This window comes from [Bacteroides] pectinophilus (genome assembly GCA_025146925.1).
GTDB classification, from domain to species: domain Bacteria; phylum Bacillota; class Clostridia; order Lachnospirales; family Lachnospiraceae; genus Bacteroides_F; species Bacteroides_F pectinophilus.
The window spans coordinates 2,299,857-2,321,714 of sequence record CP102260.1 but is presented as its reverse complement, the minus strand read 5'-3'; the positions used below and the strand labels follow the sequence as shown (position 1 = coordinate 2,321,714).

General features: G+C 42.5%; 18 protein-coding genes. 14 read left to right on the top strand and 4 right to left on the bottom strand.

Translation table 11 applies throughout. From position 1 onward, the window contains the following. The first annotated feature begins 30 nt into the window (after positions 1-30). The 6 genes from NQ488_10870 (at position 31) to NQ488_10845 (ending at position 5,718) form a co-directional block, all read left to right on the top strand. On the top strand, positions 31-621 hold the full coding sequence (locus NQ488_10870; GenBank protein ID UWN95072.1) for a nitroreductase family protein: 591 nt from the start codon (positions 31-33) through the stop codon (positions 619-621). A gap of 17 nt (positions 622-638) precedes the next feature. Beyond that, on the top strand, positions 639-1,949 hold the full coding sequence (locus NQ488_10865; protein UWN95071.1) for a putative ABC transporter permease: 1,311 nt from the start codon (positions 639-641) through the stop codon (positions 1,947-1,949). 38 nt (positions 1,950-1,987) lie between these two features. Next, a complete protein-coding gene (locus tag NQ488_10860) occupies positions 1,988-2,923 on the top strand; it encodes a hypothetical protein (GenBank protein UWN95070.1) in 936 nt (311 codons plus the stop codon). Positions 2,924-3,040: 117 nt separating this feature from the next. Further along, positions 3,041-3,808, top strand: coding sequence for a DUF6033 family protein (locus NQ488_10855; protein ID UWN95069.1), 768 nt, complete (start codon positions 3,041-3,043; stop codon positions 3,806-3,808). Positions 3,809-3,811: 3 nt separating this feature from the next. Next, positions 3,812-4,885: a hypothetical protein gene (locus NQ488_10850; GenBank protein UWN95068.1), complete on the top strand. Its 1,074-nt coding sequence runs from the start codon at positions 3,812-3,814 to the stop codon at positions 4,883-4,885. Between the two features lie 11 nt (positions 4,886-4,896). After that, positions 4,897-5,718 carry a hypothetical protein gene (locus NQ488_10845; protein UWN95067.1) on the top strand — a complete coding sequence of 274 codons (822 nt, stop codon included), beginning with the start codon at positions 4,897-4,899 and terminating at the stop codon, positions 5,716-5,718. Positions 5,719-5,863: 145 nt separating this feature from the next. On the opposite strand, the gene pckA is transcribed toward NQ488_10845, so the two are convergent. Beyond that, positions 5,864-7,468 (bottom strand): phosphoenolpyruvate carboxykinase (ATP), encoded by a 1,605-nt coding sequence (pckA, locus tag NQ488_10840; protein ID UWN95066.1) that lies wholly within the window; start codon positions 7,466-7,468, stop codon positions 5,864-5,866. A 226-nt stretch (positions 7,469-7,694) separates the two neighbouring features. Between pckA and NQ488_10835 the strand changes: the two genes are divergently transcribed. Both NQ488_10835 and NQ488_10830 read left to right on the top strand, forming a co-directional pair. Continuing rightward, positions 7,695-8,423, top strand: coding sequence for a hypothetical protein (locus tag NQ488_10835; GenBank protein ID UWN95065.1), 729 nt, complete (start codon positions 7,695-7,697; stop codon positions 8,421-8,423). Continuing rightward, positions 8,424-9,167, top strand: coding sequence for a methyl-accepting chemotaxis protein (locus NQ488_10830; protein ID UWN95064.1), 744 nt, complete (start codon positions 8,424-8,426; stop codon positions 9,165-9,167). A gap of 25 nt (positions 9,168-9,192) precedes the next feature. On the opposite strand, the gene NQ488_10825 is transcribed toward NQ488_10830, so the two are convergent. Further along, on the bottom strand, positions 9,193-10,530 hold the full coding sequence (locus tag NQ488_10825) for an MATE family efflux transporter (GenBank protein ID UWN95063.1): 1,338 nt from the start codon (positions 10,528-10,530) through the stop codon (positions 9,193-9,195). A gap of 396 nt (positions 10,531-10,926) precedes the next feature. Here NQ488_10825 and NQ488_10820 point away from each other — a divergent pair, with 396 nt between their 5' ends. From NQ488_10820 to thrS, 4 genes are all read left to right on the top strand, one after another. Continuing rightward, a complete protein-coding gene (locus NQ488_10820; protein ID UWN95062.1) occupies positions 10,927-12,243 on the top strand; it encodes an MATE family efflux transporter in 1,317 nt (438 codons plus the stop codon). Between the two features lie 329 nt (positions 12,244-12,572). Then, complete coding sequence (locus NQ488_10815) at positions 12,573-13,406, top strand: NUDIX hydrolase (GenBank protein UWN95061.1); 834 nt, start codon at positions 12,573-12,575, stop codon at positions 13,404-13,406. Next, positions 13,403-14,611, top strand: coding sequence for a nicotinate phosphoribosyltransferase (gene pncB, locus NQ488_10810; protein UWN95060.1), 1,209 nt, complete (start codon positions 13,403-13,405; stop codon positions 14,609-14,611). Before NQ488_10815 ends, pncB begins: the two co-directional genes overlap by 4 nt. Before the next feature lie 359 nt (positions 14,612-14,970). Then, positions 14,971-16,728 (top strand): threonine--tRNA ligase, encoded by a 1,758-nt coding sequence (gene thrS, locus NQ488_10805; GenBank protein ID UWN95059.1) that lies wholly within the window; start codon positions 14,971-14,973, stop codon positions 16,726-16,728. Positions 16,729-16,844: 116 nt separating this feature from the next. Here thrS and NQ488_10800 read toward each other — a convergent pair whose 3' ends face one another. Both NQ488_10800 and NQ488_10795 read right to left on the bottom strand, forming a co-directional pair. Then, positions 16,845-18,218: a purine permease gene (locus NQ488_10800; GenBank protein ID UWN95058.1), complete on the bottom strand. Its 1,374-nt coding sequence runs from the start codon at positions 18,216-18,218 to the stop codon at positions 16,845-16,847. A gap of 35 nt (positions 18,219-18,253) precedes the next feature. Beyond that, complete coding sequence (locus NQ488_10795; GenBank protein ID UWN95057.1) at positions 18,254-18,835, bottom strand: xanthine phosphoribosyltransferase; 582 nt, start codon at positions 18,833-18,835, stop codon at positions 18,254-18,256. 199 nt (positions 18,836-19,034) lie between these two features. Between NQ488_10795 and typA the strand changes: the two genes are divergently transcribed. Together typA and NQ488_10785 are read left to right on the top strand one after the other, a co-directional pair. Continuing rightward, entirely contained in the window at positions 19,035-20,861 is a 1,827-nt protein-coding gene (typA, locus tag NQ488_10790; GenBank protein ID UWN95056.1) for a translational GTPase TypA, read from the top strand. A 271-nt stretch (positions 20,862-21,132) separates the two neighbouring features. Then, positions 21,133-21,819, top strand: a complete 687-nt coding sequence (locus NQ488_10785; protein UWN95055.1) for a single-stranded DNA-binding protein — start codon at positions 21,133-21,135, stop codon at positions 21,817-21,819. Positions 21,820-21,858 lie beyond the last annotated feature (39 nt).

Genomic DNA, 21,858 nt, shown 5'->3' with positions numbered 1-21,858 from the left:
ACAGAATAAAAGCAGATGGGAGAGATTGTCATGAAGCAGAATGGACTCATGGAGTTACTTAAGACAAGAAGAACATACAGAAGATTTGACCAGACAAAGAAGATTCCGGATGATGCGGTGAATGATATTGTGCGTGCACAGCAGTATGCATCATGCGGTAATAACAGACAGCCGTTAAGGTATATCGTTGTAAGAGACGAGAAGCTTGTTGACGAGATATTTGGAATAACAAGATGGGCTGCCTCTCTTCCACCTGAACAGGGACAGCCAAAGGACGGGGAGCATCCGGTTATGTTTGTTGTTGTGCTTGAGGATAATAAGCTTAAGAATGCAATAACCGGAACAGATGCAGGACTTGCAATCAGCAATATGACGCTTGCAGCATGGAATCACGGAATAGGAAGCTGCATAATTGCCAATGTTAAGAAGGATGCGCTGAAAGAACTGTTGTCAATAGGTGAAGAGTACACTGTCAACTGTGTTGTTGCTTTTGGATATCCTACACATAAGAGCACAATTGTGGAGGTCGGTAATGATGAGAAGCTCTCATATTATCTTGACGATAACAGGGATTATGTAGTTCCGCGCAAGAAGATAGAAGACGTTGTAAAGTTCATGTAGAAAGATAGGAGAGGCGGATGGCATTTACATTTTACCAGCTTATATTTATTATTCTGGCATACTCATTCATCGGATGGGTAGCGGAGACTGTAGCTGCTGATCTTGTATATCACAGATTTGTTAACAGGGGATTCCTCAATGGACCTGTATGTCTGATATATGGTATATCTGCAGCACTTATGGGAATTGTATTCTGGGAGCTTAAGGATTATACACTTTATCTTTTTATAGGATGTGCAGGCCTCGCAACCATTATACAGTGGTTCCTTGGCAAAACACTTGAGAAGCTCAGGAAGCACAGATGGTGGGACTATTCAGGATACAGATTCAATATTGACGGATATGTATGTCTGAGATTTTCGGTATTATGGGGAGTACTTGGCACAGTATCGGTTAAATGGCTTAACGGTCTTCTTCTGGATTTGCTTGGGCTGTTCCCGCATTTCATTGTTAAGGTTGTTATGATTGTGCTTGTATGTATACTTGTTGTTGATATGGTTACATCCGTATCAGCGTCATTGTATGGAGAGCATAAGAATGTCGAAGACAATGATGCAGGCAATGTGATACACAGTGGAATAATCAATGTTACATACAGACTTGGGCATTTTATTGTTGACCGCGTTGAACGAAGAGTTACGGGAGCGTATCCGAAGCTTAATGAAGAAAGAATTGAGACAGGGGCGGAAGAAAGCTTTGCAAGCGGCTGTAATTTTTATAAGCTGTTTCTTCTGTTTGTGACAGGAGCGTTCCTTGGAGATATTGTCGAGACATTATTCTGCCGTTACACGGCAGGCGTGTGGATGAGCCGCAGCAGTGTTGTCTGGGGACCGTTCAGCCTTGTCTGGGGAATAGCCATAGCTCTTGCAACTGCAATTCTTCATAAAGATAAAGACAAACCGGATTCGTACATTTTCATGATTGGAACAATACTTGGTGGTGTATATGAATATTCATGCAGCGTGTTTACGGAGATTGTATTTGGCAAAGTATTCTGGGATTACAGCCATATTCCATTTAATATAGGAGGACGTGTTAATCTGCTGTACTGCTTCTTCTGGGGAATAGCTGCTGTTGTATGGATAAAATGGCTTTATCCGCCGCTTTCGCATCTTATAGAGAGTATTCCTGATAAAATCGGGAAGATTATAACATGGGCACTTGTGGTGTTCATGGCATGTAATATAGTTGTTTCGATGATGGCACTTATAAGGTATGACCAGCGTTCTAATGGAACAGAGGCGTCATCCTCATGGCAGATTACAATGGACCGGATGTATGATGATGCTGCAATGCAGCGTATATATCCTAACGCAGTCAGCAGGTGAGATATTAATTAGTATTACGCATAACAGTGGAGCTGAATATGTATTATGTTATTGATAATGGTGAAGTAAGAGAAGCAGTAATAGCACGTATGAACGAAGATATACCAAGCTTTGGGTATATTACGCTTGATGAGCTTAAAGATAATTATGATGAACTTGGGCTTCCGTATGAGACAGTTATTGAGTGTGCGAGCAGTTCATTGAGACACAGAACAAGCATGGACACATATGATGAGGTGAGCTTTGGCATAGTAAGCATGCTTGATATGAAGAATATCAAGGGCAGACGTGACAGAATCGGATTTTATATAAAGCGGGGAATGTTCATACTCGTGCGTATTGAGGATGAAGATGACAGCGTTGGGCAGCTTTTTTCAAAAGCGGTTAAGAAGTATGAGAAAAATGTTACACTTGAGAAGATTATATGCTCGATTATGGAGCTCCTTCTTGATGGCAGTACAGAAGCGCTTGAGAAGATTGAGGAGCGTACAACATTGCTTGAGGCACGTCTTGTAAATGGTTCCGTAGATCCTGAGATTAACAGAGAGATATTCAGAATGCGTAACGAACTTACGATTCAGAAGCACTATTATGAACAGCTCATTGACATCGGAGAGGCTATACAGCAGGATGCTAATAATGTTTTTGAGGATTCTGAATTGAGATATATAGGAATATTCACTGCAAAAGCGGGCCGTCTGAGCGACAATACACAGGTGCTCAATGAGAATCTTGTGCATTTGAGGGAGGCGCTTAATGCGGCACTTGATTATAATCTTAACAGGATTATGAAGATATTTACGGTGGTTACCACAATATTCCTGCCGCTGACACTTATTGCGGGCTGGTATGGAATGAATTTTAAGAATATGCCGGAATTATACTGGGATTACGGATATCAGTGCGTTATTGCTTTAAGTATAATTGTAGTTGTAGCATGCATTATATTTTTCAAGAAGAAAAAGTTCATGTAGGTTAATAAATCTTTCTATTATTCCGATATCATATATGTAGATTAATGGCTGAAAAGGAGTTTGGCCGGATACTCAGATTAACGGGGCAGCAGTCCCGTATTACAAGGAGGAATATACATGGGTATGGTATCGGAATTTTCTAATGCTGCGAATGCAGCATCATATGCGTCAGCAGTGCAGTCAGAGAATACAGCACAGGAGACGTCATCATCTAAGAGAGCGGCTGCTAATGTAACCGGAAGAACAATCGGAACTCCAAGATTAAGTGATAAGGCAGCTAAGTATTATGAACAGCTGCAGAAGAAGTATTCCAATATGGATTTTATTCTTGTAAGTGAGGACCAGAAGGAACAGGCAAAGTCACAGGCGTCAGGCTATGCCAATGCCAGCAGAATGGTTGTCCTTATAGACGAGGATAAGATTGAGAGAATGGCAGAGGATGAGAATTACCGCGCGAAGTATGAGCAGATAATAGCCAGCTCAGCAAGCGGAATATCACAGCTTAAGAGCTCACTCTCAGCGTCAGGAGCTAATGTTAAGGGCTTCGGCATGCAGGTTAACGATAACGGAACTGCATCGTACTTTGCTGTTCTTGAGAAGTCATCAGCAGCACAGAAGGAGCGTATAGAGAAGAAGGCGGCTGAAAAGAAGGAAGCTAAGAAAGCAGCAGACAGGAAGGCCGAGGCTAAGAAGGCTGAGAAGAAGCGGAAGGATAAGCTGGAGGAGGATGATGATGACGGGGACAGTGACACAATAACAATAACTGCATCATCAATAGAGGATCTCATCAAGAAGATTGGTGATTACACACAGATGTCGATGAGTGACAATGTGCTTACCGATAGTGAACAGAAGGTCGGTCAGCACATAGACTTTAAGGGGTAGGATATGGGGATAGCGATTAATTCAGGTAATACAGGCGCGGCACAGAACAGTCAGAATCAGACACAGTCTGTTCAGGAGGAGTCTAAGAGCAGGCGTCAGAAGCACAGAAGTAGTATAACACGCATGGATAAGGCTGCGGGAACGGCAGGGAAGGCTACAGGAGCGAACGGAAAGAATCTTACACTGTCTGCAGGTAATATAACAGGCAGGGGTTCACAGCTTGAGAGCCGTATACAACAGAAGAGAGATCAGGCAAGAAAGCAGGCAATGAAGCTCATCAATGATGCCTGGGATGCCGATAAGAAGGCAGCAGACGGTATAGATGCTCTTAATAAGGATAAGCAGAATCAGTTAAACAGGCTCAGTGAGTACAAGCAGTCTCTTAAGGAAGCTGATGAGAGAGAGAAGCAGCTTCAGGAGGAATATAATATAGATCCGGATTCACAAGAGCAGAAGGATCTTGAACTCCTCAAAAAGTACCAGAATTACAGCAACGGTTCTGATTATGCTGATTTCTCCAAGGAAGAGGTTGAAAGACTTAAGGAGCTTCAGAATACTCCAAGAACAGAATATCAGGACAAGGCACTTATGCTGAACGGCTACAGGGGAGAGGTACGCAACCAGATATCTATGGCTGAGTACAAGCTTATGGCTATAAGTGAAAGCGTGCATGATTCCAAGATAGACCGGCTCAAATCACAGGATATGCTCAAGGCAGATGATTCTGCGGACCAGATTCTTGATGCGGCAGAGAAGGATGTGCTCGGAATGGTTATAGATGACGCCAAAGAGAACATCGACAAGAAGATGGAGGAAGAGCAGAAGAAGGCAGAAGAGGCTGCCAAAAAGCGTGATGAGCAGCAGGAACGCATAGACGATTCAAAGCAGGATGCCAGGGAGCAGCGTGAGATTATCAGGAATGATGCAAAGACGGATATGCTTGACATTAATAACGGACTGTCTGGGAAGGACGTTAATAATGTTGAAGAGGTGCAGAAGCATATTCAGAAGATGCTTAATGATGAGAAGCTTATTAATGAGGATCTTAAGGGAATCAGGATCGACTTTAACTATTAGGGAGCAATAGTGTGACGGCATATAATATTTACAATAATAATTACTCGGCTTATTACAGGACACAAAGATATGGTTATGCCAATTCTGTAGCTGTTGGAGAGTCAGACATGAACTCAGGTGTGGCATCAGAGGTGTCAGCAGGTGATACTTCAGATACAGCCGGTTCGGACACAGTCAGCATAACGCATGATGCATATGCAAGACAGAAGTCGGGCAGCAAAGATGTTGCAATGTCAGGCAGGGATTATCTTGGAATAAGCAGAGGTAAGGACGGCACGTTCATAATTCATTTTACAGATTCGGCATCAGTAAGCAGAACTGTGCAGAGAGGATACATAACGATTAACGGCGTCAGGCTTGACCTGTCGGATAAGGTGAAGAAGTCACTTACGGATACGGATAAGTCAGCCGAGAAGAACCGCGTGAATGCATTTATGCAGCAGATTATGCAGCATAACATGGAAGTCGCACAACAGCAGTCGGATACGATGAGTAAGGCATTCGAGGAAGAGGCAAAGGCTTATGAGACAGCCATGCGCATAGCCAAAGGCGGCAAAGTGCCTGCCAAGGATGAGAGAAAGCTTATGGAGTTCAACCCGAAGCTGTATATGATGGCGAAGCTGCAGGCAGTTCTTGCTAAGAAACACAAGAAGTACAAATCGCAGTATGATGAGGAGGATGAGAATAATCAGACTCAGACAGATAGTGACGGCAGTGAAGCTTCGATAGCACAGGCATCAGCGGGTGAGAGATATGAGACGCAGATGACAGTTTCAATTGAGAATGGAGCACTTAAGGCAGGAGAAGTGTCTGAGGCGTGTGTCGTGGCTTAGGGCGGAAGAGTTCCGGTTGGGCGTCAGATGCAATGAATAATACAAATAATACAAATAAGAACTCCGAGCATCCGGTACATGACCGGCTGCTCGGAGTTCTTTTATATGTAAGTTATATGCATATCATCAGATAAGCATCAGATAATTAGAGCTGTGGACCTGCAGCAACAAGTGCCTTACCAGCTTCATTACCTTCATACTTAGCGAAGTTCTTAATGAACCTTGAAGCAAGATCCTTAGCCTTCTTTTCCCACTCAGAAGCGTCAGCGTATGTGTCACGAGGATCAAGGATACCTGTGTCTACACCAGGAAGCTCTGTTGGAACCTCAAAGTCAAAGAAAGGAATCTTCTTTGTTGGAGCATTAAGAATATCACCGTTGAGGATAGCATCAATGATACCACGTGTATCCTTAATAGAGATACGCTTGCCTGTTCCGTTCCATCCTGTGTTAACAAGATAAGCCTTAGCGCCGCTCTTCTGCATCTTCTTAACAAGCTCCTCAGCATACTTTGTTGGGTGAAGCTCAAGGAATGCCTGACCGAAGCAAGCTGAGAATGTTGGTGTAGGCTCTGTAATTCCACGCTCTGTACCGGCAAGCTTAGCTGTGAATCCTGACAGGAAGTAGTACTGTGTCTGCTCCGGTGTAAGAACAGATACAGGAGGAAGTACGCCGAATGCATCTGCTGACAGGAAGATTACGTTCTTTGCTGCCGGAGCAGAAGAAATTGGGCGAACAATGTTCTTAATATGATCGATAGGGTAAGATACACGAGTATTCTCTGTAACGCTCTTATCAGCAAAATCAATCTTGCCGTCAGCATCAAGTGTTACGTTCTCAAGAAGAGCGTTGCGCTTGATAGCGTTGTAGATATCAGGCTCTGAATCCTTGTCAAGGTTGATAACCTTAGCGTAGCATCCGCCCTCAAAGTTGAATACACCGTTGTCATCCCAGCCGTGCTCGTCATCACCGATAAGGAGACGCTTAGGATCTGTTGAAAGTGTTGTCTTACCTGTACCTGAAAGACCGAAGAAAATAGCTGTATTCTCGCCGTTCATATCTGTGTTGGCTGAGCAGTGCATTGAAGCCATTCCCTTAAGTGGAAGGAAGTAGTTCATCATAGAGAACATACCCTTCTTCATCTCTCCACCGTACCATGTATTAACGATAACCTGCTCCTTGCTTGTTATGTTGAACATAACTGCTGTCTCTGAGTTAAGACCTAACTCCTTGTAGTTCTCAACCTTAGCCTTAGAAGCATTGTAAACAACAAAATCAGGCTCGAAGTTCTCAAGCTCTTCTGCTGTAGGCTTAATGAACATATTTCTTACGAAATGTGCCTGCCAAGCAACTTCTACGATGAAACGGATAGCCATACGTGTATCCTTGTTAGCACCACAGAATGCATCTACAACGAAAAGTCTCTTATTAGAAAGCTCCTTAATGGCGATATCCTTAACTGCTGCCCAGGCTTCCTGTGTAGCCGGGTGATTATCATTCTTGTATTCGTCAGATGTCCACCAAACTGTGTCCTTTGAATTGTCATCAACAACGATGAACTTATCCTTAGGTGAACGACCTGTATAGATACCTGTCATTACGTTAACAGCACCAAGCTCGCTGACCTGTCCCTTCTCGAATCCTTCAAGACCTGACTTAGTCTCTTCTTCGAATAATGTCTCGTAAGAAGGATTGTACACGATCTCTGTTGTTCCAGTAATACCATACTTGCTTAAATCAATTTTTGACATCCTGCATTAACCTCTTTCTTTAATAGTGTAAGGTCCGGCTGTCCGGACTCTCTATCCACAATTATACATAATCAACGGATAAAAGCAATAAAAAAAGTGTTATTTTTCCAAAAAAATGATAAAATTTTAACGAGAGTAAGTGTTTAATTGAGTTAGTGGGAAAAAATATGCTAATATCGTATAAAGGTAATTTATAGCAAAGGAAAAAGAAAGGGAGAGAGAACGGATGGAGAAGAAAAGATTCAACGAGAAACGCAAGGTTAACCAGACATCAATGATATGCTATGCGGTGTTGGTGTTTATATTGTTTGCAGCATATATGCTGGAGCTTGTTAAGGGCAACAGGACAGTCGGATATATAATGATATTTGACATAATACTTCTTGTTCCGCTGGCACTTGCACTGCTTACTTATAAGAAGAACAATGAATCGGCGGCACTCAGGTATATGATAACGGCCGGATATGGCGTGCTGTATGTGTTTGTACTTCTTACAAGTGTTACGAAGCTTTCTTTTGTATATATCATTCCTATGATAATAATATTGACGCTGTATCGTGACTGGAAGCTTGTGCTTGCTGCCGGTGCGGCAGCAATAGCAGCCAATGTCATATTTGTCTTTTATTATCTGGGCAGTATTTCCAATACGGCAACCGATATTACAGAGTTTGAAATACAGCTTGCAGTGCTCATACTGCTTACGGCATTTGCGGTTGCAGCAACAAGGATTCTGATAAAAATCAATGCGCAGGCAATTGCCGATATAAGCGTGCGCGAAGAGCAGCAGCGGGAGGCTTATGGGCGTATCATGGAGATAAGCCGTAAAGTAAGTGCCAATGTAGATAGAATTAATGAGCTGTCAGAGGATGTAAGAACACGTACTGATATGACCAAATCAAGTGTCAATGATATTGCTTCAGGTACGATGGAGACGGCACAGAGCATACAGGGATAGATGGAGATGACAGGCAGCATCCAGCATCTTATTGATGATATGTCAGTATTGTCGGAAAATGTTCTCGGAGAATGTAATACCTCAAAGCAGAATATTGTTGACGGAATAGACAGTATGAATGAACTGACAGATAATTCAGACAGGCTTAACGACAGAAGTTCCAAGGTAATGGTATCCATGAAGAGTTTACAGGAGAAGGCTGAGCAGGTTAGCGAAATAATTGCAATGATATCAGATATTGCGGAACAGACAAATCTTCTTTCACTTAATGCATCAATTGAGGCAGCACGTGCAGGTGAAGCAGGAAGAGGCTTTGCAGTTGTTGCCGGTGAGATTAAGAAGTTATCCGAGCAGACGGGTGAAGCATCTGCCCGCATAAGCAGGATTATTCTTGAACTTGAGCAGGAAACGGAAATCGCAGGCAGCAGTGTGGCTGATATGAATTCCGTAATAGAAAAGCAGATGGAATGCATAAATGTTGTTAATGATAAGTTCAGAACGCTTGGCAGCAGCCTTGACGCACTTGCAGATTCAATTGACGAGCAGACGCACAAGGCGGAAGAGGTACGTGATGCCAACGGTAAGATTATGCACAGTATAGAAGGTCTCTCAGCCTTCAGCGAAGAACTTACGGCTAACTCAGAGTCAACCAGGACACGGTCTGAAGAGTCATATCAGGGAACTCTTCAGATTAACAGCATCCTCGGAGAGATAGCAGCGGATATAAGCAGGCTGAACGGATAGAATCCTGTATTAAGACTGCATTTCATCATTCAAAGTAATTATATTTGTTATTTCTTATAAAATATTTCAAATGCATGCCGGCCGACAGTATGAGCGTAAGGAACTCTGCTGCCGGTATGGCAGTCCATGCACCGTTAATTCCTATAATCTGAGGCAGAATAAGCAGTGACAGCACAGTGAATACGAGTGTGCGGGCAAATGATATGACCGCAGACACACGCCCATTGGACAATGCGGTAAAAAATCCGGATGAAGCAATGTTAAAGCCACTGAATAAAAAGTTGAAGGCAAATATCCGGAAGCCTGATGAAGCCAGTGCAAATGTGCCGGCATCATGCGTGAATACGGATACGATAGGTGTGGACAGCCGTATTGCAGCCAATGTAAGCAGCAGCGATGAACACATCACAAATATAAAAGATACTCTGTATATATTCTTAAGTTCATTCTTTCTCTTTGCTCCAAACTGAAAGCCTACAACAGGGCTGATTCCTATTGTAAATCCAAGATAGAATGCATTAAAAAGGTATTGGCCGTACAGAAGGATTGTTATGGCGGCAACACCATTTTCACCTGCAAGACGCATCATTACCATGTTAAAGAGAAATGTCACAACTGCATTGGAAAGCTGGGTTACCATTTCGGATGAACCGTTATAGCAGGCAGCCAAAAGTTCTTTTATGCGCAAGTGGAAGCGTGTGAAATGTATTGTCTTACCGATAAATGTAAAATATATAAGGCCCGCAGCGGCAGGTACACACTGACCTATGCCTGTAGCGGCGGCAGCGCCGCCAATTCCAAGACCGAGCACTACGATGAATATATAATCAAGCACCGCATTAAGGATTCCCGCAATCACCGTAAGGCAAAGTCCGAGCGCAGGAAGACCGGCTGTTACAAGGTAGGACTGGAACAGTGCCTGAAGCATGCATGCTGGTGCAAATGCAATCGCAGTCGCAAGGTAGCTGCGGCAGTCCTCAAGAAGAATATCGGTTGCTCCGAGAAGACGTGAGATTGGTGTAAGAAATGCAAATGTAAGAACCATAATTACAATGCTTGCAGACACCGTCACAACAACAAACATTGTCAGACATTCACTTGCCTCACGTCTGCGTCCCTCACCGAGATATTTGCTGATTATTGCATTGCCTCCTGTCGCAAGCATTGTGGAGATTGCAATTGCAATATTAATTACAGGAAATACTATATTCAGGGATGAAAGCGCATTGCTTCCGATGAATCTTGATATAAAAATGCCGTCCACAATTGTGTAGAGGGACATAAATATCATCATTATAATTGACGGCGCTGCAAAGCGGATAAGCTTTACAGGCGTAAAATGCTGGTTTATTGACATGCTCATAATAATCTCCGTTTCTGTAGCTGATTTATTGACAAATGACAGGATATACTATAGTGTAACCCTATAGTCAAGAATAAATAATAAAGAGTAAGGAAACATATAAAGATATGTAACATAACATATACATGAAAACCGGAGAATTTGCAAAGTTAGTGGGAGTTCTTTAACAGAAGAAGCCCTGATACATTTCTTGAGATGTTTGTTGAAAGGGAAAAATATATAGACGAACAGATAGCAAGGCTGAGAACTCGCATATATCCAGTATGCGCATAATGTAGAAAATGAAATTTACGATAAATATAACAATTCTGCAATATAGAAGACTATGTTACATGCATAGAAGTTCTGTTAAAATAGTATTGGGATTATGCAGTCCTGGCAGATATAAATTAAATTATGGAGGGAAATGCCGCCGGACTTAGGATTACAGATTCAGTGCGCAGGGCGGCGGGACAAGTACAGGTCATGGAAAAGAATCTTACATCAGGCAGTGTATTTAAGACGATTGTATTTTTCGCACTGCCATATCTTCTGTCATATTTTTTACAGACATTGTATGGAATGGCGGATTTGTTCATTATAGGACAGTTTGGCGGAGTTGACGGAATAACTGCCGTATCCAACGGAAGTCAGGTTATGCATATGCTGACGGTAATTCTTGTCGGTCTTGCAATGGGAACAACGGTAATGGTCGGACGTGCCATAGGCGGTCGGAAAAATGATAAGGCGTCAGCAGCAATCGGCAATACGATTACTTTATTTATGACAGTGGCAGTTGTGCTTACTATAGTGCTTCTCATAGCGGTAAGACATATAGTTATTATAATAGGAACTCCGGCAGAGGCTGTCAGCGGTACAGCCGGCTATCTTACGATATGCTTTATCGGAATTCCGTTCATAACGGCGTACAATATTATAAGTGCCATATTCAGAGGTCTGGGTGACTCAAAAAGCCCGATGTATTTTATTGGGATAGCCTGCATTGCCAATATCATCCTTGATTATGTATTCATGGGTGCATTGAATACAGGTCCTGTGGGAGCGGCGCTCGGTACAGTGCTTGCGCAGACCTTAAGCGTAGTAATTGCGCTGATATCAATAAAGAGAAAGAATACGGGGATTAAGCTTACCAAATCAGACTTCATTCCCGACAGAAATATTATGGGAGACATCCTTAAGGTCGGACTTCCTGTGGCTGTTCAGGACGGATGTATTCAGGTAGCATTCATGATAATAACAGTAATAGCCAATCACAGGGGAATTACTGATGCGGCAGCAGTAGGTATTGTTGAAAAGGTTATAAGCGCCCTGTTTATCGTGCCATCATCGATGCTTGCAGCGGTATCTGCCCTGTCGGCACAGAATATAGGTGCCGGAAAGCCGGAAAGAGCCGAAAAGACGCTTAAGTATGCCACGATGATAACAACTGTATACGGAATAATAGTTACTGTCATCATAGAGATAGCCGCTGAAGCGGTGCTTACGATGTTTACTAAGGACAGCGGCGTAATAGTTATGGGAAGCCGGTATATAAGAGGATACATATTTGACTGTATATTTGCAGGCATACATTTCAGCTTTACAGGATATTTCTGTGCTTACGGCAAATCCTACATAGGGTTTATCCACAATATGGCAGCGATAGTGCTTGTCAGAGTTCCCGGCTCGTATCTTGCGTCAAGAATGTTTGCAGATACGCTGCTGCCTATGTGACTTGCAGCACCGGCGGGGTCATTTCTGTCAGTCATAATATGTGTGGCAGCATTTATATGGCTGAAAAACAGCGGTAAGCTTGATACACAGAAAATCTGACATACAGAGCATATGAAGTGGATAATGCAAAGCTTTTTCTTATAGGTGAAGTGGCGAAGATGTACCGCATAAGCATGGGGACACGGAGACATTATGAGCAGCCGTATTTTTATGAATTAAAAGTAGCAAAAAACAACTTTTTCAACGTAAAGTGTTGACATATGCCGCAAAGAGTAGTAATAATATAAAACATAAGTAGTAAATAAATACTTTTACGAAAGGAGATTTGAATGGAAAAGCGCAATGCGGACGGACTTACGGAGAAGGAATTCCTTGAGCAGTATTGTCCGGGTGATTATGACAGACCTTCCGTATCGGTTGATATGATGATACTTGCGATGGACAAGTCGCTCGGAAGCCTCAGGACACTGCTGGTACAAAGACGTAATCATCCGTATATCGACTGCTGGGCGCTTCCGGGAGGCTTTGTCGGAATAGACGAGTCGGCATATGAAGCTGCATGCAGGGAGCTTGAAGAGGAGACAGGGCTTAAGGATATTTATCTTGAACAGATATATACCATGAGCCAGCCGGACAGAGATCCGAGAATGCGTGTTATTGATATTGCATACATGGCACTTGTCCCACTTAAGAATGTTGAATCGATGGTAAGAGCCGGAGATGATGCCAAGGATGCGCTTTGGTTTGATATCAGGATGACAGAAAGAAGCCTCATTTTCAGCAATGAGGGAAGGGGCATACACATTGAATATTCACTTAAGAAGAAGATATTCAAAAATGGTGTCATCAAGGTGAAAAATTATGTACCCGAAGCAGTCGGAGAGGAGAAGCTTGCATTTGATCATGCACAGATAATTCTTGAGGGCCTGATGCGTCTTAGGAATAAGGCAGAGTATTCGGATGTTGTATTCAATCTTATGGCTAAGGAGTTCACACTTCCGGATCTTCAGAGGGTATATGAGATTATTCTCGGAAAGAAGCTGTATAAGGCTAATTTCAGGGATAAGATAGTTGATAAGGTAATGCTCCTTGATAAAAAGGGTATTTCAATTACAGGGAGAAAGTCATCGGCTTTGTACAGATATAATGGAGGATTAGTATGAGATTAAATCAGGTTATTGTAAGTCTTTTAGAGACAGATATGTATAAGTTCAGCATGGGTCAGGCTATTTATCATCAGTTCAGTGATTATAAGACAACATGGTCATTCAAATGCCGCAATGAGGATGTGCATTTTACGGATGAGATGGTTGATGAGATAAAGGAGCAGATTAAGGCGTACTGCTCACTCAGATTTACAGAGGAGGAGCTTGAATACCTCAATAATGTAAAATGGATTAAGGGAAGCTATATTGATTTCCTCAGATTATGGCAGCCGAGATTTGAGGATTTTGAGATTACGTCGGATGCTGAGTGCGGACTTGCAATCGAGACTAAGGGTACATGGCTTAATACGTCAATGTATGAGATACCTACACTTGCAATTGTAAATGAAGTCTATTTCAGAATGCAGTACAGTTATGACGAGCTGTTTGAAAGCTTCAAGAAGAGACTTGATGACAAGGTCAATAAGCTTTTCAGCGGTGAGTATAATCTCGGTTCCTTCAGCGAATTCGGTCTCAGAAGGAGACTTTCGTCAGAAGCGCAGGAGCTTGCAATACAGAAGCTTAGCGGCGTGAAGTATCCTGCATCTGCATTTGTCGGAACATCCAATGTATATCTTGCCAAAAAGTTCGGCCTTACTCCGGTAGGAACGATGGCACATGAGTGGATTATGTGTGTGGGACAGGGCAACCACAAGCATAATCCGGCATACTCGAACTGGTATGCACTTGATGCATGGGTAAGAGAATATGGAGTGCTGAATGGTATAGCGCTTACTGATGCAATCACAACAGACTGTTTCCTCAAGGACTTCCAGCTTACATATGCAACTCTGTTCTCAGGAGTAAGACATGACAGCGGAGACCCATATGAGTGGGGAGATAAGATGATTGAGCATTATAAGAGTCTTGGAATAGACCACAGAGGAAAGACACTGTTATTCAGTGACAGCCTTGATTTTGAGAGAGCTGATAAGCTTAATTCATACTTTAAGGACAGAGCGAAGGTTGCATTTGGAATAGGAACATATATTGCAAATGATACTGACGTGCCGGCACTTAACATTGTCATGAAGACAACGGCATGCAACGGTATGGATGTCGCCAAGATATCTGATACAACAGGCAAAGGAATGTGCAAGAATCCGGAGTACATCAATTACCTACAGAGATGTATTGACTGGAGAATGCAGTACGGCAGATAAAAAACAAAAAATGGTATTGTTTATTTGCATTGACCGTGGTACAATAACGCAAGAATATTGAAAAAGCGATGACAGAAACAGTAGTGTGCGTGAACCATTCAGAGAGGGCAGCAGTTGGTGTAAGCTGCTTATGGAGATTGTACATGAAGACCATTCTCGAGCTGTGCGTAGAAGGAATCAGGGCATGAACGATTTTGAAGCGTTACCGTGTAGCTGCGTTATAAGCCAAGAGTGAAATATAAGGTGGAACCGTGTGCAGGCACCCTTAGGTAGATCAGGCTAAGCAAGTCTTAGCCGGCATATCTGAGGGTGCTTTTTTCAATATGAATAACATTATTAACATATAAAGGAGAAGGACAATGGTTAATTTTAAGGAAGATGAGAATCTTAACACACTCAATCATTCATGTGCGCATCTTATGGCACAGGCTATTAAGCATCTCTACCCACAGGCTAAGTTCTGGGTTGGTCCTGTAGTTGCGGAAGGCTTTTATTATGATGTGGACCTCGGTGATGATGTAATCAGGGATGAGGACATTGCAGCAATCGAAAAAGAGATGAAGAAGATTGCCAAGACAGGCAAGAAGATTATCAGAAAAGAGATTTCCAAGGAAGAAGCCCTTGAGATGTTCAAGGATGACGAATATAAGATTGACCTGATTAATAATCTTGAGGATGGGAATATCACATGCTACGAGCAGGGAGATTTTACAGACCTCTGCCGCGGACCTCATGTTGACAATGTAAAGCTTTGCCGTAACTTTAAGCTTATAAGACATTCGGGTGCTTACTGGAAGGGTGACAGCAATAATAAGGTTCTTCAGAGAATCTACGGTGTATGTTTTCCTACACCGGAAGAACTCGAGGCACATCTTCAGCTTCTTGAGGAGGCTAAGGAGAGAGACCACAGAAAGATTGGTAAGGACATGGGACTTTTCATGGTAGATGACCTTATCGGACGCGGTCTTCCAATGTTCCTTCCAAAGGGATATGTAATATGGCAGGAGCTTGAGAATTACATTAAGGACAAGGAAAGAAAGCTTGGATACCTTCATGTTATGACACCATGTATCGGTACAGTTAACCTTTACAAGACATCAGGACACTGGGATCATTACAAGGAGAATATGTTCCCTGCAATGGATGTTGACGGTGAGTCATTTGTATTAAGACCTATGAACTGCCCTCACCATATGATGATATATGCTAACAGAATGCACTCATACAAGGATCTTCCTATCAGAATCGGTGAGATAGCACATGACTTCAGATATGAGTCAAGCGGTACTCTTAAGGGAATTGAGAGAGGCAGACATTTCTGCCAGAATGATGCACACATCTTTGTAACACCTGAGCAGATAGAGGATGAATTCAAGCGGGTAGTTGACCTTATCTTCAGCACATACAAGGATTTTGGCATTACAGATTACCGCTGCGTACTTTCACTCAGGGACCCTGCAGACAAGGTTAAGTACCATGATGATGATGAGATGTGGAACAAGGCAGAGGATGCCCTCAGAACAGTTCTTAACGATCTTGGAATTGAATATACTGAGGAGATTGGTGAGGCTGCATTCTACGGACCTAAGCTTGATGTTAATGTTAAGCCGGCAGTAGGTAATGAATATACGCTTTCAACATGCCAGCTTGATTTCTGTCTCCCTGCTAAGTTTAATCTGACATACATTGATAAGGATGGCGAGAAGAAGACACCTGTAGTTCTTCACAGAGCAATACTCGGTTCACTTGACAGATTCATGGCTTACATCCTTGAGGAGACAAAGGGCAACCTTCCTACATGGCTTGCACCTGTCCAGGTAAGAGTAATGCCTGTTAAGACAGACAACGAAGAGCTTATGGAATATGCACATGAGATCTGCAGCGCTCTTGAAGAAAAGAATGTAAGAGTTGAACTTGATGACAGAGGCGAGAAGCTTGGCTACCGTATGCGTGAGGGTCAGATCCAGAAGGTTCCGTATCTTCTTGTTATCGGCTTTAACGAGAAGGAGGACAGAACTGTATCATACAGACTTCACGGAGAGGCAGACACAACAGTACTCGGACTTGATGAGTTTGTAGAGAAGATAGACAGCGAGATTAAGAACAAGGTTCACTAATCGGTTCACTGATTCATTAATAAGATAAATCAAAAAGCACCACCATCTGAAGCACTTGCTTTGTGCCGGGATGGTGGTGCTTTTTGATTATATTTTATATCTTATAAAAATTCCGATTATTTTGAAGCCTCTTTTGAAGCCGCCGCTGCCTCCATATTCTTAGGAAGCACAAGGTTGAGAATTATAGCCACAATGAATACAACCGCAACACAGTTCTCTGCAAATACCGTCCTGATGATATGAGGGAATATGTCAAATATCTCAGGTACCTGTGTGAAGCCGATTCCGACACTCAGTGACAGGGCAGCAATGGTAATATTGCGCTGTGTATAGCCGCATTTGCTGATCATCTGCAGACCACTGATTACAATATTGCCGAACATCATTATCGTACAACCGCCAAGCACCGCGTCAGGAAGTGTGGCAAGCAGTGAACCGAGAATCGGGAATACACCGGCAAGAATCATAATTACGGCACCTGTTGCAATCGCAAAACGGTTAACTACCTTAGTCATGGCTACAAGACCTACATTCTGGCTGAATGATGTTATAGGCAGGCAGCCGAATACTGACGAGAGAGCACTTATGAATCCGTCACAGGCAATTGAACCTGATGTCTCCTTAAGTGTAGCATCGCGTCCGAGACCTGTGGCTGCAAGAGCGGATGTATCGCCGATTGTCTCTGTTGCAGATACAAGGAATATCAGTGTTACCGACACAATGGCGTTCAGATTGAATTCAGGCTTGAAAGGCATAATTGACGGTAATGCAATAATTGCGCTTCCATGCAGTGCAGAGAAATCAACAACACCGAGGAATATGGCGATAATATAACCGACAACAAGGCCGAAGAGGACTGAAAGCTGCTTAAGGTATGATTTTGCAAATATATTAAAGAGTATACAGCAGATAAGAGTTATACTTCCGAGAATCCAGTTGGTTGCGGAACCGAAAGCCTCACTTCCGCTGCCGCCTCCGAATGAAGAAGCACCAACAGACAGCAGTGAGAATCCGATTGCCGTAACAACACTTGCAGCCACGATAGGAGTGATGAGCTTAATCCAGTACCGGGCAAACAGACCTAGACAGCCTTCTATCAGACCGCCGATAAGCACGGCACCTACAATTGCATTATAACCGTAGACCGGCCCGATATAACAGAATATTGAAACAAATGTAAAGCTGATACCCATTACTATAGGAAGACCTGAGCCTAACCGGAATATAGGAAACAGCTGGATAAGAGTACCTATTCCGGCAATAAGCATTGCACTCTGGATAAGCATTGCCGACTGTTCGGTTGTCAGACCGCTGGCACCTGCTACTATAAATATAGGAGCAATATTGGCTACAAACATGGCAAGAATGTGCTGCAGTCCAAAAGGAACCGCCTGTTGTATGGATACCCTGCCGTCAAGCCTGTAGAGATTATCTATCGAAGTATTTGAAGTATTTGAATTATTAGATTTGTTTTTGATTTTATCATCCATTGAATTATTCTCCGTGTGTATTAATATAATAGTGATTACTGTTCTCTGAAGCTGATTGTTCCGTCTTCTGCATTCATGCTGTCAACAATTGCAAGAGACTCAAGGTGGTATCCGAGATTGCGGATGATTCTGCCGCCTGGCTGGAAGCCTTTTTCAATTGCAATACCAATGCCTTCAACGGTTGCTCCGGATTCATTCACAATAGAGATAAGACCCTGAAGGGCGCATCCGTTGGCAAGAAAATCATCAATGATAAGCACACGGTCTTCCGGGTTTAAGAACTTCTTGGAGACAATAACATTGTTCTTACACTTGTGGGTGAATGATTCAACCTCGGCAACATATACTTCTCCTTCTATATTAATGCTCTTTGATTTCTTGGCAAATACAACAGGTACGTCAAAATGCCTGGCAGCAATGCAGGCAATGCCTATACCTGAAGCTTCGATAGTAAGAATCTTGTTAATGCCGGCATCAGCAAAACGACGCTTGAATTCAGCGCCTATCTCATCGAAAAGCCTGATGTCCATCTGGTGGTTAAGGAAGCTGTCAACCTTAAGCACATTACCTTCTTTTACAATTCCGTCCCTTGCAATTCTTTCTTCTAAAAAGTTCATATCGTGTACGCTCCTGTTAATGATAAAACTGTATAAAATATAACTTACCACATACGGGGAGCGTTCGCAATAAAAAATAATTTGTAAGTTTTTCTTGCAATCCGATTATAGTGTGATAGAATATTAAAGTTACAAAAAATATTTTTATTTGACATTTATTTTAATAGGAAGCCCTCAGCCGGGCAGGAAAGGATTAAAGATGAGAACTAAGCGCGAGGACGTAAGAAACATTGCAATTATAGCCCACGTTGACCATGGTAAGACAACGCTTGTAGACCAGCTTCTTAAGCAGAGCGGTACATTCCGTGCTAATCAGGAAGTGGCAGAGCGTGTTATGGACTCTAATGATATTGAGCGTGAGAGGGGTATCACAATCTTATCTAAGAACACTGCCATTAATTATAACGGAACAAAGATTAACATTATCGATACTCCTGGACATGCTGATTTTGGTGGCGAGGTAGAGCGTGTACTCAAGATGGTTAATGGTGTTGTCCTTGTAGTAGATGCATATGAAGGCGTAATGCCTCAGACAAAGTTCGTTCTTCAGAAAGCACTTGAGCTTGATCTTTCGGTTATTGTATGTATTAATAAGATAGACAGACCTGAGGCGAGACCTCAGGAAGTAATAGATGAGATTCTTGAGCTATTTATCGATCTTGATGCTAATGACGATCAGCTTGACTGTCCGTTTGTATTTGCATCAGCAAAGTCCGGATTTGCGGTACTTGATCTTGATGATGAGCGTAAGGATATGACACCTTTGTTTGAGACAATTATCAACAGTATTCCGGCACCTGAAGGTGACCCTGATGCACCTACACAGGTACTTATAAGCACGATTGATTATAACGACTATGTAGGACGTATCGGTGTTGGTAAGGTTGATAACGGTTCAATCAAGGTTAATCAGGAAGTAATGCTTGTTAACCACCATGACCCTGATTTCCGCAAGAGAGTTAAGATTAACAAGCTCTATGAGTTTGAGGGACTTAACAAGATAGAGGTTAACGAGGCTAAGATAGGTTCTATCGTAGCTATTTCAGGTATTCCTGATATACGAATCGGTGATACAATCTGCTCAGTAGATAACCCTGAGGCAATACCTTTCCAGAAGATTTCAGAGCCTACACTGTCTATGGATTTCATGGTTAATGACAGTCCGCTCGCAGGTCAGGAAGGTAAGTTTGTAACATCAAGACATATCAGAGACAGACTTTTCCGCGAGCTCAATACAGATGTCAGCCTTCGTGTTGAGGAGAATGAAGGAATGGATTCATTCAAGGTATCAGGACGTGGTGAGCTTCACCTCTCGGTACTTATCGAGAACATGCGACGTGAAGGCTTTGAATTTGCGGTAAGTAAGGCAGAGGTTCTCTATCATTATGATGAGAGAGGAAGAAAGCTTGAACCAATCGAGCTTGCGTATGTTGATGTCCCTGAAGAATTCTCAGGAAACGTAATCCAGAAGCTCAGCCAGCGTAAGGGTGAACTTCTTGGCATGACACCTATCAATGGCGGTTATACGAGACTTCAGTTCTCAATACCTTCAAGAGGACTTATAGGTTATCGTGGAGAGTTCATGACAGATACAAAGGGTAATGGTATTCTTAATACTTCATTTGAGGGCTATGAAGAATACAAGGGTGATATCCAGTACAGAAAGCAGGGTTCACTTATAGCTTATGAGTCAGGCGAAGCAATAACATATGGTCTGTTCAATGCACAGGAGCGTGGACAGCTCTTCATCGGACCTGGCGAGAAAGTATATGCCGGAATGATAGTTGGTGAGAATCCACGTGCCGAGGATATTGAGGTTAACGTATGTAAGACAAAGCATCTTACCAACACAAGATCTTCAAGTTCGGATGAGGCACTCAGACTTGTACCGCCTAAGATATTAAGCCTTGAGCAGGCACTTGACTACATTGATACGGATGAGCTTCTTGAAGTAACTCCTAAGTCACTTAGAATCCGCAAGAAGATACTTGATTCGACACAGCGTTACAGAGCTAACCGCAAGTAATTATTGTATAAACTTTAATAAGATATAACATGATAATCTCCTCACAATGGCGTGAATACTGGTGTGAGGAGATTTTTGCTTTATTAAAATTTAAAATTCTTAACCGAAAATTTACTTGTGATTATTTTGTGAAATGTTACAATATGTAGAGTGTTTGATGTATTATATCAAATATGGTCGATAAGATTTTATAGACAAAACTACTATATCTGGAATATGCTTATTAAGCGCGCAATATAGTAGAATGAGAAGAACGAAGGGAGAAATCAAAATGGTAGACAAGGTAATAGAAAATAACAAGGTATGTATTGTTGGCAGAATCGTATCTGAGTTTCAGTACAGTCATGAGGTATTTGGGGAAGGATTTTATATCGTCAATGTGTCAGTTAACAGACTGAGCAATATGGCAGACGTTATTCCTCTCATGATCTCGGAGAGACTTATTGATGTGACACAGGATTACAGAGATAAGATGATTGAAGTAATCGGCCAGTTCAGATCATATAATAAGCATGAGGGTACAAAGAACAGACTTATGCTTTCAATATTTGTCAGAGAGCTTCAGTTTGTTGATGAAGAGCCGGAAGAGCAGAATAAGTCGAATCAGATATATCTTGACGGATTCATCTGCAAGCCTCCTATTTATAGAAAGACGCCTCTCGGAAGAGAGATAGCAGATGTCCTTATAGCTGTCAACAGACCTTACGGTAAGTCGGATTACATTCCATGTATCGCATGGGGACGTAATGCACGATATGCAGCTTCTCTTGAGGTTGGAGCACATCTCCTTGTATGGGGAAGAGTCCAGAGCCGTGAATATGCCAAGAAGATCAGTGAGACTGAGGTAGAGAAGAGAGTGGCATATGAGGTATCAATCAGCAAGATAGAACTTGCGGATAAGAGTGAGCCTGATACGGTTACTGCTGCAGAAAGCCATGAAGATATAGACGAACAGTAATCGGCAGATATAAATATCACTTAATTGGATGCTGCCATG